Source organism: Micromonospora sp. NPDC047670, from assembly GCF_043204915.1.
GTDB lineage: Bacteria > Actinomycetota > Actinomycetes > Mycobacteriales > Micromonosporaceae > Micromonospora.
Map to the genome: position 1 here is coordinate 46765 of NZ_JBIDDA010000010.1, position 12436 is coordinate 59200.

Genomic DNA, 12436 nt, shown 5'->3' on the forward strand with positions numbered 1-12436 from the left:
GGTCCCCCGCGCGGTGGAGACCGGTCACCCGCCGGGGCGCACCACCCCGTGCTCGTACGCGAAGACCACCGCCTGCACCCGGTCGCGCAGGCCGAGCTTGGCCAGCACCCGGCTGACGTGCGTCTTCACCGTCGCCTCGCCCAGGTGCAGCTCGGCGGCGATCTCGGCGTTGCTGGCGCCCCCGGCGACCAGCACCAGGACCTCCCGCTCGCGGGGCGTGAGGTCCCGCAGCGCCGCCTCGGGCCGGACCGGCACGCCGACCGGTCCGGCGGACTCGCCGGGGCGGGCGAAGGTGGCGATCACCCGCCGGGTGAGTTCCGGGGCGAGCAGGCCGTCGCCCCGGGCGAGCACCCGGATCGCCTCGACCAGCGCCTCCGGGGTGCCGTTCTTGAGCAGGAAGCCGCTGGCGCCGGCGCGCAGCGCGGCGAACAGGTAGTCGTCCCGGTCGAAGGTGGTGAGGATCAGCACGGCCGGCCCGCCCGGCTCGTCCTGCTCGGCGGTGATCCGCCGGGTGGCCTCCAGCCCGTCGACGCCGGGCATCTCCACGTCCATCAGCACCACGTCCGGGCGCAGCGCCCGGGTCATGCTGACGGCACGCCCGCCGTCGGCGGCCTCCCCGACCACCTCGATGTCGTCCTCCACCTCGAGGATGACCCGGAAGCCGGTGCGGACCAGATGCTGGTCGTCGGCGAGCAGCACCCGCACCGGCCGGTCGGTGTCAGCGCCGGGCATCCCGTGGTCGGCGTGGACGCCGGGCATCCCGTGGCCCGCGTCCACGCCGGGCGTTCCGTGGCCGGCGCTCACGCCGGACGCCCCGCCGCCACCGGGAGCGGGAACCGGGCCCGCACCCGCCAGCCGCCGCCGGCGCGCGGGCCGACCTCCAGCGCGCCGCCGTGGGTGGCGACCCGCTCCCGCATCCCGACCAGGCCGAGCCCGTCGGCGTTCGCGGGGCGGGTGGCCCGTCCGTCATCGGTCACGTCGACCTCCACCTCGTGCGCAAGGTAACGGATCCGCACGTCGAGCGCGGTCGCCCCGGCGGCGTGCTTGAGCGTGTTCGTCACGGCCTCCTGGACGACCCGGTACGCGGACTGGGAGACCGACTCCGGCAGCGGCGCCCGGTCCCCGTACACCCCCAGGGTGGCCCGCAGCCCGGCCTCGCGCGCCCGGTCGACCACGGCCGTGACCCGGTCGATCGCGGCCGGCCCCGGCTGGTCCGCGCGGTCGGCGCCGTCGTCGCGGGCGCGGAGCACGCCGAGCATCCGGCGCAGCTCGTCGACCGCGGTGCGGGCCGTCTCCTCGATCGCGCCCAGTGCCGTGCGGGCCTTCGCCGGGTCCTTGTCGAGCACCCGGCGGGCGGCGGACGCCTGCACACCCATCACCGACACGTGGTGGGCGACCACGTCGTGCAGCTCCCGGGCGATGCGGACCCGCTCGCCCACCACCGCGTGCTCACGGACCTCGGCCTGCGAGCGGCGCAGCTCCTCGGCCTGCTCCTGCACCTCGTGCTGCCGGCGGGCGGCCAGCCACGCCGTCTCGCCGAAGAGGTACGCGAACCCGAAGAAGATGCCGTTGACCAGCACCCCGCCGACGATCGAGGCGAGCAGCGGGGGCACCGGCCCGACCGCGCGGTCGAACGCGTCGGGCGGGATGTCGTCGATGGCGAGCGCGTATGCGACGCCCAGCCAGACGAACATGGTGGCGATCACGCCGATCCGCAGCCGGCGGGCCAGCCGGCGGTCCGGCCCCCACGCGCCCAACGAGTAGATGGCGGCGAACAGCGCCCACTGCGCGAGTTGCGTCTCCGGGGCCGAACGCGCCTGCGCGGCGATGAACGCGACCGAGACGACCAGGGTGGTGGCGGCGGGGAAGCGGCGTCGCCAGATCACCGGCAGGGTCACCGCGACGGTCCAGAAGACCTGCTCGGGCACGGACGGCGGCGGCCCCAGCATGAACGCCCCGGCGCTGCGGGCGAGGGTGAGGCTGACCAGCGCCAGGGCGGCCGTCGCCAGCCCGGCGTAGACGTCGAGCCGGCGCTGTTCCGGGGTCGGGCCCGGCCGCCGCCAGTCGTCGGTCACGGTGTTCACGCTGGTGAGGATCTCACCCCGGTGGTCGGCGCCGATCAGGAACCCGGCCGGGGCGGCCCGGGCCACCCCGGCCGCGTCCACCCCTCGGGGGTCCGGTGGCGGTCCGGGCGAGGAGCTGGTCCAGCCGGCCCCGCTCGGCCGCCGCCCCGACCGGCCGGGTCCAGCCGACGAACCGGGCGAACAACTCGGCCGGGTCCGGCGGCCGGGGACGCAGCCGCAGCCAGTCACCGACCGCCTCGTGCAGCAGCACGCAGAGGTAGACGGACAGGCCGACGGGGTCGTGGGCGTACTCCACGCGCAGCGCCAGCTTCGCCGGCTGGCAGGGCCAGGGCGCGGCGCAGACCCGGCACCGCCACGCCGGTCGGGCGGCGACGTGCCCACGCCGCCCGGCCGGCGGTACGCGATCCGCGCGCCTGTCCATGTCGACCTCCTCCGTCGCGCCTGCTCACACTCTGCCGCCCGGCCGACTACGGTCGGAAGGCGTCGACGGGTCACCACTCGGGGGTGCCGGCCGGGTGGCCCCCGGTGGCGGGCGCTGGCGGTGACCGGTGGGGCTGTGGTGGAGGTGTGATGGGTGGCGGCCAACTGTCCACGCTGGAGTTCCTCGGCGGTGAGCTGCGCCGCGCGCGGCGCGACCGGGGGCTGAGCCAGGAGGAGCTGGCCCAGCGGATCAACTACTCGTCCTCGCTGGTGGGCATGGTGGAGATCGGGCACCGGACCCCGTCGCAGGACTTCGTCGGCCGACTCGACGCCGCGCTGGAGTCGGGCGGCTTCTTCGAGCGGCTGCTCGCCCTCGTCCGGGCGGACGCCGCCCCGCCGTGGCTGCGGGAGTGGATCCAGGTGGAGGCGGAGGCGACGCTGATCCGCTGGTTCGAGCCGTCCCTGATCCCCGGCCTGCTCCAGACCGAGGCGTACGCCCGCGCGGTGCTCACCGGCGGCGGCATGCTCCGCGAGGCCGAGATCGAGCAGCGGGTGGCCTCCCGGCTGGCCCGCCAGGCGGTGTTGAGCCGGGAGGCCCCGCCGGAGGTCGTCTTCGTCGTGGACGAGTCGGTGCTGCGCCGCCAGATCGGCGACGTGGCCGTGATGGCGGAGCAGTTCGGGCACCTGCTGAACGTGGGGGAGCTTCCCCACGTCGATATTCATGTGGTGCCCGCCGAGGTGGGCATGCATCCTGGGCTTGCCGGGCCGTTCATCCTGGCCCGCACGACGGACGGCGCCGAGGTGGCCCATCTCGACAACCAGTTGCGAGCGCACGTCACAGATCGGTCAGAGGACGTTGATAGCCTTCAACGAGCATGGGAGCGGGTGCGGGGCGAGGCGCTCCCCCGCAGGGCATCCCGGAAGCTGATTCAGGAGGTGGCGCGGTCGTGGACCTGACCGGCGCGATCTGGCGGAAGTCCACCCGGAGCAGCAACGGCGGGTCCACCTGCGTCGAGGTGGCGACGAACCTGGCCGGCGTGGTCGGCGTACGCGACAGCAAGGACCCGGCCGGGCCGGTGCTGGCCTTCGGCCCCACGGCCTGGACCGGCTTCCTGGCCGCGGCCACCACCGGCGCCCTCCGACCCGCCCGGCACGGCTGACGGCCCGGCACGCCGGGGGCGTGCCGGGCCGTGCGGCGTGGTCGGGTCAGCGGCGGGCGCGGAGCGCCTTGAGGACGCTCTCGACGACGTCCCAGAGCACGACCAGCGCCGTGCCGGCGACCACGACGGTGGCGACGGTGTTCAGGTTGTCGCCCTCGCCGAGCCACTCGAAGCGGGCCACGAGGTCGGGGTTGAGCAGCCGATCGGTCGACGCCAGCCAGACCACCGGCACCGCGAACGCCAGGTCGAGCACCGCGTTCGCGGCGACCAGCGGCCAGGTCCAGCGGCCGCTGCGGTACTTGGCGATCTCCAGACCCACGGTGGCGACCAGGACGACGATCAGGAACGGCAGCCAGAAGCTCCACAGCGCGGGGTCGAGGACCGGCAGGTTCTCGTCGCCGTCGGCGGGCACGAACGACCGGAAGTGCTGCAACGGCAGGTAGGCGATGAAGAGCGCCAGGAAGCCGATCGAAGCGGCGGTGTCGGTCAGCGTGATCTGCCGCTCGGCCGGGCTCTCCGGGAGCTGGTCGACGCTCCACTCGGGCAGGTGCAGGGGAGTCCTGGTGCGCTCCAGCACCGCGAAGACCAGGGTGACCCAGAAGGTGATCTGGATGGCCACCGTGAGGGCGGTGGCGACGCCCTCACCGACGGCTCCGCCGGCGTTGTCGCCGTCGGTGGCCGCCAGCAGGCCCACCAGCACGCCGGCCGTCGCCGGCACGAAGCTGAGCAGCAGTTTCAGCAGCCGCTCCCAGGCGAGGTAGTAGGCCGGGCCGATGAGCTGCAACCGGCGGTCGGCGTAGCGGGCGGCGAGCTTCGCCGGGTCGCCCAGCTCGGTGAGCACCTCGCGCTCGGCGGTGGCGGCGTCCTGCCCGCCCGCCGTGCGGCCCTCGACCATGTCCTCGATGGAGGCGCGCAGCTCGGTGGCGATTTCCTCGCGGCGGGCGACCGGCACCGAGCGCAGGGTCGCGGCGAGATAGCGGTCGGTCAGGGGGGTCATCGGTCGGCTCCTTCGATCAGCCTGGTCAGAGAGGTGTGCACGGCGGTCAGGTCGGCGAGGAGCCGGTCCAGCACCGACTCGCCCTCCTCGCTGGTCCGGTAGAACTTGCGCGGCCGGCTCTCCTCGGTGTTCCACTCGCTGGTCACCAGCCCCTGCTCCTCCAGCCGCCGCAGCAGTGGGTAGAGCGTGTTGGCGTCGACCGGGAAGCCGTGGTCGGAGAGGCGTTGCAGCAGCGCGTAGCCGTAGTCGGGGCGGCGCAGGGCGACGAGGCTCGCCACCACCACGGTGCCCCGACGCAGCTCCTGGAGGTGCGTCCGCAGGATCTCATCGCTCACCATGCGTCACACCATACTGTGTGCCACACACCATTGTCTAGCGGCATAACGTCGTGAGCTACGCCATCACTGTGTCGGGGCCGGGATGGGCGGAAGGCGGGGCACCGTTCACGCCCCGCCTTCCCGGTCGCCTCTCAGCAGGTCCGGCCCTCCCGGAAGGTGCGCTCGACGAAGGACGCCAGCCCGACCTGGAGGTAGCCGACGCCCGGCCGGATCGGGTGACCGGTGAACAGCTCCACCCGCGAGCCGAACCGCACCAGGTACGCCGACGCGTCGCCCGCGTCGTTGCGGATCAGCGCGCCCCGCCGGCCGTAGATCTCCTCCAGCTCGGCGAAGGTCATGCCCACCGCCGCGCCGGCGGGGGAGTGGGGCGGCGCGGTGGCGGTGCCGACCTCCACCAGCCGCCCGTCGCGGAAGGCCAGCAGGATGACGCCCGCCCAGGCCCCGGTGACGCCGGCGTGGACGACCCCGCCGCACCCGGGGGCCACCCAGTCGATGAGGCCGGCGGCCGACAGGCGCGCCAGGCTGGCCCCGATCCGGAACGGTCCAGCGCCCCGGACGCTGATGACCTGCGTCTGGTCCTGCCCGCCGGCGACCCGGTGGACGCCGGCCGGCGCGCCGCCCCCGCCGGGGCGGCCGGTCCGGGTCTCGGTCGCGGCGGCGGCCCACGGTCGGGCGACCTCCGGCGGGGCGGCGGCGACCTCCGATCGGGCGGCGGCCTCCGGCCGGGCGGCGGCCGGGGCCGCCACGGTGAACGGTGCGAGCCCGGCCGCGGCCAGCAGGGCGGTGACGACGGTGTACGAGAGACGGTGCACGGTGATTTCCTCCTCCGGAGTTCGGGTGTCCTGTCCTGTTGGTCACCCCGCCGGCCGGATCGGTTCGTCGGGTTCCCGACTGTCGCGTCGGTTGGTCGCGTCGACCACGGCGAGCCGCCCCGCCGCAGCCGGAGTGGCGGTGACGCGGAGCGGCCGGCCGGTGGCGGCGCACCCCCCGGACGCGCCGGCGACCTCCGCCGAGGGCTGCCGCCGACCGGGCGCGCCGTCTACTGTCGAGGCGGAGCGGCGGCCGGCGGTGCCGGTGGCGGGGGTGGTGCGGTGACCAGTCCGGCGCGGATCGGGCCCTACCGGATCGAGCGGCTGCTCGGCGCGGGGTCGTTCGCGACGGTCTGGCTCGGCCACGACCCGGTGCTGGACTCCCGGGTGGCGATCAAGGTGCTGGCCGAGAACTGGCACCACGACCTGCGGGTGCGGGAGCGCTTCCTCGACGAGGCCCGGCTGCTGCGGCGGCTCGACGACGAGCGGCTGGTCCGGGTCCACGGGGTCGGCGAGCTGCCCGACGGCCGGCCGTACGCGGTGCTGGCCTGGGCCGACGGCGGCAGCCTGCGGGACCGGCTCGCGGCCGGGCCGATCCCCGTGCCGGTCGCCCTGGACCTGCTCGCCGAGATCGCCGCCGGCGTCGCCGTGCTGCACCGCCACGGCGTGGTGCACCGCGACCTGACCCCGGGCAACGTCCTCTTCCGGTCCTCCCCGGACGGCGAGCGGGTGCTCGTCGCCGACCTGGGGCTGGCCAAGGCGCTCGCCGCCGCCTCCGGTCTCACCGCCCGGGCGGGCACCCCGGGCTACATGGCGCCGGAGCAGGACGACCCGCTCGCGGTCGTCGACACCCGCGCCGACGTGTACGGGCTGGGCCGGCTCGGCCTCCGGCTCCTCGGCGCGGCAGCCGCGCCGCCGGGCGCGACGAGTCGGTTGCGCGCGGGCGTCGCGCCGGAGGTGGCGGCGGTGCTGCGCCGCGCCACCGCCACCCTCCCGGCCGACCGCCACCCCGACGCCGCGGCCTTCCGCGCCGCCCTGCGCCGCGCCGGCGCCGCCCCCGTTCCCCGGTCACCCGTACCCGTGGCGGAGGACCGGTCACGCCGGGCCCAGCGGGCCGGCCGGCGGCGCGGGGTGCTGGGGCTGGGGGTCGCGGCCCTCGTCGCGGTCGGCGCCACGGCCGGCGACGGCGCGACCGCCGGGCGGCCCGCCGGCACCTGGAGCAGCGGACCGGTGACGGTGGCGCTACCGCCCGGGTGGCGGGCCACCGGCACCGGCTGGGCCGGTCACTACGGTGCCGACGGACGGCTCGAACCGGCCCTGGTGATGTCGCCGGAACCGCACCGGTGGGCGGTGGACCCGACCGTGCCGGGCGCCTTCGTCGGGCTGTCGGCCAGCATCGCCGCCCGGACCACCCCGGCGGGGTACGTCGCCGAGCGCCCGCACGCGTCGTGCGCCGCCGCGCCGGTGCGTCACACCCGGCAGGGGGGCGTCGACTGGGTGGTGGCCCGGTTCGCCTGCGCGGCGGGACGGCCGGTGCTGGTCGAGGCCGCCGGGCTCGCCCCCGGTGGGCGCGGCCTGATCTACGTGCAGCTCACGCCGCCCGCCGGCAGCGGGACCGACTTCGTCGACGCCCTGCTGGCCGGCGTACGGGTGCGCTGACCCCGCGTGGCGGACGCTCGTGGCCGGCAGCCCGCTACCGGACGACCACGGTGATCTCGTGTGTGGTGCCGTCCTGCGGGATCCGCACCGCCACGGTGCCGGGGCGGACGAACCGGATGTCCACCACCCCGGCCTCGTAGCTGCGGGAGACGAGGTCCTCCCGGTCCACGGTCACCTCGCCCGGGCCGATGCCGATGATCCGCAGCACTCCACCGGTGGCGAAGCAGAGCGAGGTGAGCAGCGCCAGCTCGGTCTCGGCCAGCACCAGGTCGTAGCGCACGGCGCCGTGACAGGTGCCGGGCAGCCCGCTCGGCGACCGCGTCGCGGGCGGCGTACGCCGGGTGGTGGTCGTCGCGGGCGGGACCGGCGGGGGACGCCGGGACGTCGGAACCACGACCGGCGGGGCCGGCGGGCTGGACGGCGACGGCGCGGCGGACGGCGTGGGGGAGGTCGGCGGGCCGGCGGCGCCGACGGTGGTCGTCGGCGGCTGGACGGGCAGCGGCGAGACCGGCGCGTTGCCGCCGCACCCCGCGAGCGGCCCGGCCACGGTCACCGCGACCAGCCCGGCGGCGGCGAGCCGCCACCGAAGCCGGCGGGCCGCCACGTCACCGCCGCCCGTCGCCGGTGCGGTCCGGCTCCCCGGACAGCCGGTGCCGGACCTGCCGGCGGGCCTCGTGGATCCGGGACTTGACGGTGCCCTCCGGCAGGTCGAGCAGGGCGGCGATCTCGCGGTAGCCCAGCCCGAGGACGTCCCGCAGCGTCACCGCCTCGGCGAGCTCGGGACGGACCGAGTCGAGCGCGTCGAGCAGGTCCAGCCGGGTGCCGGCGACCACGCTGGTCCGCCGGGGGTCCGACGCCTCCGGCAGCGGCACGCCGCCGGCCTCCACCAGCCAACGCCGACGCAGCACCCGGTACGTCGAGCGGGCCCGGTTGGCCGTCAGCCGGTAGAGCCAGGTGTGGAACGACGACCGGCCCTCGAACCGGGTGATGCCCCGGGCCAGCGCGAGCAGCGCGTCCTGGCACGCCTCCTCGGCGTCCTCCCGGTTCGGCAGCAGGCGGGCGCACAGCCGCAGCACCTCCGGGCGCACCGCGGCCAGCAACGCGTCGAGCGCCGCCGGGTCACCGCGCGACGCCGACGCGGCCAGGTCCTCGACACCGTCCGCGAGGGGCATCAGGTCGTCCAATGCTCGCCGGATACCGTCCGCTCAGGGTACGGCCGGCGCCGCCGGACGGGTCGCCACGAGTCCGGCAACCGACTGTCGGGCCGTCCCCAGGCGGCAGCCGGCGAGATCCACACCACCCCGCCCGCTCCGCCCCGCGCGGCGTCTGGAGCGGCTTCTTCCGGCGGCGATAGGGTAGGCCGACCGACCTCGACCATCCCATGATCCGACCCGGGGGGGGCGCCACGCATGGGCGATTCGTTCGCGCATCTGCACGTGCACACGGAGTACTCGATGCTCGACGGGGCGGCCCGGCTGAAGGACCTCTTCGCCGAGGTCAAGCGGCAGGGCATGCCGGCGGTGGCGATGACCGACCACGGCAACATGCACGGCGCGAACGACTTCTACAAGCAGGCGATGGCCGCCGGCGTGACCCCGATCCTCGGCATCGAGGCGTACGTGGCGCCGGAGTCGCGGTTCCACAAGCAGCGGGTGCGCTGGGGCCGGCCGGAACAGAAGAGCGACGACGTCTCCGGCAGCGGCGGCTACACCCACATGACCATCTGGGCGAAGAACAAGACCGGGCTGCACAACCTCTTCAAGCTGACCAGCCGGTCGTACACCGAGGGCTTCTTCGTCAAGTGGCCGCGGATGGACGCGGAGCTGCTCGCCGAGAACTCCGAGGGGTTGATGGCCACCACCGGCTGCCCCTCCGGTGAGGTGCAGACCCGGCTGCGCCTGGGCCAGTACGACGAGGCGCTCAAGGCCGCGGCGCGGTACCAGGAGATCTTCGGCAAGGAGAACTACTTTCTGGAGATCATGGACCACGGCATCAGCATCGAACGCCGGGTCCGCCAGGAGCTGCACGACATCTCGCGCAAGCTGGACATCCCGCCGGTGGTCACCAACGACTCGCACTACACGCACGAGTCCCAGGCCGAGGCGCACGACGTGCTGCTCTGCGTGCAGACGGCGGCGAACGTGGCCGACCCGAACCGGTTCCGCTTCGACGGCAGCGGCTACTACATCAAGTCCGCCGACGAGATGCGCGGCGTCGACAACTCCGACCTCTGGCTGGAGGGCTGCCGCAACACGCTGGTGGTGGCCGAGAAGGTCGACCCCACCGGGATGTTCGAGTTCCACAACCTGATGCCACGCTTCCCGGTCCCGGAGGGGGAGACCGAGGAGTCCTGGTTCCGCAAGGAGACCTTCGCCGGGCTGGCCCGGCGCTACCCGGGCGGCATCCCCGAGGGCCACGTCAAGCAGGCCGAGTACGAGCTGGGCGTCATCATCCAGATGGGCTTCCCGTCGTACTTCCTCGTGGTCGCCGACTTCATCCAGTGGGCCAAGAGCCAGGGCATCGCGGTGGGCCCGGGCCGTGGTTCGGCGGCCGGCTCGCTGGTGGCGTACGCGCTGGGCATCACCGACCTCGACCCGATCCCGCACGGCCTGATCTTCGAGCGCTTCCTCAACCCCGAGCGCGTCTCGATGCCGGATGTCGACATCGACTTCGACGAGCGTCGGCGCGGCGAGGTGATCAAGTACGTCACCGACAAGTGGGGTGAGGACAAGGTCGCCCAGATCGCCACCTTCGGCACCATCAAGGCGAAGGCCGCGATCAAGGACTCGGCCCGGGTGCTCGGCTACCCGTACGCGGTCGGCGACCGGATCACCAAGGCGATGCCCCCGGCGGTGATGGGCAAGGACATCCCCCTGGAGGGCATCTTCGACCCCAAGCACCCCCGGTACGCCGAGGCCGGTGAGATCCGCGGCATGTACGAGGCCGAGCCGGACGTCAAGAAGGTCATCGACACCGCCCGGGGCATCGAGGGGCTGATCCGACAGACCGGCGTGCACGCCGCCGGTGTCATCATGTCCGCCGAGCCGATCATCGACCACATCCCGCTGATGCGCCGGGACTCCGACGGGGTCATCATCACCCAGTTCGACTACCCGACGTGCGAGTCGCTCGGGCTGTTGAAGATGGACTTCCTCGGCCTGCGCAACCTGACCATCATCGACGACGCGGTGAAGAACATCCAGCTCAACCACGGCAAGGAGCTGGACCTGCTGGCGTTGCCGCTGGACGACAGGGCCGCGTACGAGCTGCTGGCCCGGGGCGACACCCTGGGCGTGTTCCAGCTCGACGGCGGGCCGATGCGCTCCCTGCTGCGGATGATGAAGCCGGACAACTTCGAGGACATCTCCGCCGTCCTCGCCCTGTACCGGCCCGGCCCGATGGGCGTGGACTCGCACACCAACTACGCGCTGCGCAAGAACGGCCTCCAGGAGATCACCCCGATCCACCCGGAGCTGGAGGAGCCGCTGCGGGAGATCCTCGCCCCCACCTACGGCCTGATCGTCTACCAGGAGCAGGTGCAGCGCGCCGCGCAGATCCTCGCCGGCTACACCCTCGGCCAGGCCGACCTGCTGCGCCGGGCGATGGGCAAGAAGAAGAAGGAGATCCTCGACAAGGAGTTCATCCCGTTCCGCGACGGTTGCCGGGAGCGGGGCTACTCGGACGAGGCGATCCAGAAGGTCTGGGACGTGCTGGTCCCGTTCGCCGGGTACGCCTTCAACAAGGCGCACTCCGCGGCGTACGGTCTGGTGTCGTACTGGACGGCGTACCTGAAGGCGCACTACCCGGCCGAGTACATGGCGGCGCTGCTCACCTCCGTCGGCGACGACAAGGACAAGATGGCGCTCTACCTCTCGGAGTGCCGCCGGATGCGCATCCAGGTGCTGCCCCCGGACGTCAACACCTCCGCCGGGCCGTTCACGCCGGTCGGCAAGGAGATCCGCTTCGGCCTCGGCGCGGTGCGCAACGTCGGCGCGAACGTCGTCGCCTCGATCATGCGCTGCCGCGAGGAGAAGGGCGACTACACCGACTTCTACGACTTCCTGTCCAAGGTCGACGCGGTGGTCTGCAACAAGAAGACCATCGAATCGCTGATCAAGGCCGGGGCGTTCGACTCGCTCAAGCACCCCCGCAAGGCGCTGCTCGCGGTGCACGCGGAGGCCATCGACGCGTACGCCGACGTCAAGCGCAAGGAGGCCGTCGGCCAGTACGACCTCTTCGGCGCCGGCTTCGGCGACACCGAGACCAGCAGCACCACGGTGATGCCGGTGATCGGCGAGGGGGAGTGGGACAAGCGCGACAAGCTCGCCTTCGAACGCGAGATGCTCGGTCTCTACGTCTCCGACCACCCGCTCTTCGGCCTGGAGCACGTCCTCGGCGCGGCGGCGGACTGCACGATCGCCGCGCTGTCGGAGGAGGGCACCGTCCCGGACGGGGCCGTGGTCACCCTCGCCGGCATCCTCTCCGGCGTCCAGCGCCGGGTCACCAAGCAGGGCCGGGCCTGGGCCTCGGCCACGCTGGAGGACCTGGCCGGCGGCGTGGAGACGCTCTTCTTCCCCAACACCTACGAGGTGATCGGGCAGTACATCGCCGAGGACGCCATCGTGGTGGTCAAGGGGCGGGTCGACCGGCGCGACGACACCCCACGGATCATGGCGATGGACATGTCCATGCCGGACGTCAGCAGCAACCCGGCGAGCAAGCCGATCACCCTGACCATCCCCGTGACGCGGTGCACGCCGCCGCTGGTGGAGCGCCTCAAGGAGACCCTGGTGCTGCACCCGGGCGACACCGAGGTGCACGTAAAGCTGCTCAACGGCAGCAAGGTCACCACGCTGCGGCTAGGCCCGTTCCGGGTGGCGGCCACCACCGCGCTGATGGGCGACCTGAAGAGCGTCCTCGGCCCCGCCAACGTCAGCTGACAGCCCGTCGTCATCGTGATCCCCTGACG

At 73.8% G+C, this 12436-nt stretch carries 12 protein-coding genes; 4 read left to right on the forward strand and 8 right to left on the reverse strand.

Annotated features, from left to right (window positions below):
* Positions 1 to 24: 24 nt before the first annotated feature.
* From ACGF7U_RS22880 to ACGF7U_RS22890, 3 genes are all read right to left on the reverse strand, one after another.
* Positions 25 to 732, reverse strand: coding sequence for a response regulator (locus ACGF7U_RS22880; protein ID WP_393109975.1), 708 nt, complete (start codon positions 730 to 732; stop codon positions 25 to 27).
* Between the two features lie 68 nt (positions 733 to 800).
* Entirely contained in the window at positions 801 to 2084 is a 1284-nt protein-coding gene (locus ACGF7U_RS22885; RefSeq protein WP_393109732.1) for a sensor histidine kinase, read from the reverse strand.
* Between the two features lie 13 nt (positions 2085 to 2097).
* Positions 2098 to 2505 (reverse strand): hypothetical protein, encoded by a 408-nt coding sequence (locus tag ACGF7U_RS22890; RefSeq protein WP_393109734.1) that lies wholly within the window; start codon positions 2503 to 2505, stop codon positions 2098 to 2100.
* 149 nt (positions 2506 to 2654) lie between these two features.
* Here ACGF7U_RS22890 and ACGF7U_RS22895 point away from each other — a divergent pair, with 149 nt between their 5' ends.
* On the forward strand, positions 2655 to 3461 hold the full coding sequence (locus ACGF7U_RS22895) for a Scr1 family TA system antitoxin-like transcriptional regulator (protein ID WP_393109736.1): 807 nt from the start codon (positions 2655 to 2657) through the stop codon (positions 3459 to 3461).
* Positions 3452 to 3664 carry a DUF397 domain-containing protein gene (locus ACGF7U_RS22900; RefSeq protein WP_393109738.1) on the forward strand — a complete coding sequence of 71 codons (213 nt, stop codon included), beginning with the start codon at positions 3452 to 3454 and terminating at the stop codon, positions 3662 to 3664. Before ACGF7U_RS22895 ends, ACGF7U_RS22900 begins: the two co-directional genes overlap by 10 nt.
* 46 nt (positions 3665 to 3710) lie before the next feature.
* On the opposite strand, the gene ACGF7U_RS22905 is transcribed toward ACGF7U_RS22900, so the two are convergent.
* The 3 genes from ACGF7U_RS22905 to ACGF7U_RS22915 all read right to left on the reverse strand — a co-directional run bounded on the left by ACGF7U_RS22905 (position 3711) and on the right by ACGF7U_RS22915 (position 5811).
* On the reverse strand, positions 3711 to 4661 hold the full coding sequence (locus ACGF7U_RS22905) for a permease prefix domain 1-containing protein (protein WP_393109740.1): 951 nt from the start codon (positions 4659 to 4661) through the stop codon (positions 3711 to 3713).
* Entirely contained in the window at positions 4658 to 4999 is a 342-nt protein-coding gene (locus ACGF7U_RS22910; RefSeq protein WP_393109742.1) for a PadR family transcriptional regulator, read from the reverse strand. Before ACGF7U_RS22910 ends, ACGF7U_RS22905 begins: the two co-directional genes overlap by 4 nt.
* 131 nt (positions 5000 to 5130) lie before the next feature.
* Positions 5131 to 5811 carry a hypothetical protein gene (locus ACGF7U_RS22915; protein WP_393109744.1) on the reverse strand — a complete coding sequence of 227 codons (681 nt, stop codon included), beginning with the start codon at positions 5809 to 5811 and terminating at the stop codon, positions 5131 to 5133.
* Between the two features lie 279 nt (positions 5812 to 6090).
* On the opposite strand from ACGF7U_RS22915, the gene ACGF7U_RS22920 reads away from it, so the two are divergent.
* On the forward strand, positions 6091 to 7467 hold the full coding sequence (locus ACGF7U_RS22920; RefSeq protein ID WP_393109746.1) for a serine/threonine-protein kinase: 1377 nt from the start codon (positions 6091 to 6093) through the stop codon (positions 7465 to 7467).
* Positions 7468 to 7501: 34 nt separating this feature from the next.
* Here the strand turns inward: ACGF7U_RS22920 and ACGF7U_RS22925 are convergent, their stop codons facing one another.
* Positions 7502 to 8071 (reverse strand): hypothetical protein, encoded by a 570-nt coding sequence (locus ACGF7U_RS22925; protein ID WP_393109748.1) that lies wholly within the window; start codon positions 8069 to 8071, stop codon positions 7502 to 7504.
* 1 nt (position 8072) lies between these two features.
* Positions 8073 to 8639 (reverse strand): RNA polymerase sigma factor, encoded by a 567-nt coding sequence (locus ACGF7U_RS22930; protein WP_393109750.1) that lies wholly within the window; start codon positions 8637 to 8639, stop codon positions 8073 to 8075.
* A gap of 237 nt (positions 8640 to 8876) precedes the next feature.
* On the opposite strand from ACGF7U_RS22930, the gene dnaE reads away from it, so the two are divergent.
* A complete protein-coding gene (gene dnaE, locus ACGF7U_RS22935; RefSeq protein WP_393109752.1) occupies positions 8877 to 12407 on the forward strand; it encodes a DNA polymerase III subunit alpha in 3531 nt (1176 codons plus the stop codon).
* Positions 12408 to 12436 lie beyond the last annotated feature (29 nt).

What these genes read in the sequence shown, in the direction of transcription:
- ACGF7U_RS22880 (WP_393109975.1), bottom strand. Translation starts at nt 732, where the DNA reads ATGCCCGGCGCTGACACCGACCGGCCGGTGCGGGTGCTGCTCGCCGAC.
- ACGF7U_RS22890 (WP_393109734.1), bottom strand. Translation starts at nt 2,505, where the DNA reads ATGGACAGGCGCGCGGATCGCGTACCGCCGGCCGGGCGGCGTGGGCAC.
- ACGF7U_RS22895 (WP_393109736.1), top strand. Translation starts at nt 2,655, where the DNA reads ATGGGTGGCGGCCAACTGTCCACGCTGGAGTTCCTCGGCGGTGAGCTG.
- ACGF7U_RS22905 (WP_393109740.1), bottom strand. Translation starts at nt 4,661, where the DNA reads ATGACCCCCCTGACCGACCGCTATCTCGCCGCGACCCTGCGCTCGGTG.
- ACGF7U_RS22910 (WP_393109742.1), bottom strand. Translation starts at nt 4,999, where the DNA reads ATGGTGAGCGATGAGATCCTGCGGACGCACCTCCAGGAGCTGCGTCGG.
- ACGF7U_RS22930 (WP_393109750.1), bottom strand. Translation starts at nt 8,639, where the DNA reads ATGCCCCTCGCGGACGGTGTCGAGGACCTGGCCGCGTCGGCGTCGCGC.
- dnaE (WP_393109752.1), top strand. Translation starts at nt 8,877, where the DNA reads ATGGGCGATTCGTTCGCGCATCTGCACGTGCACACGGAGTACTCGATG.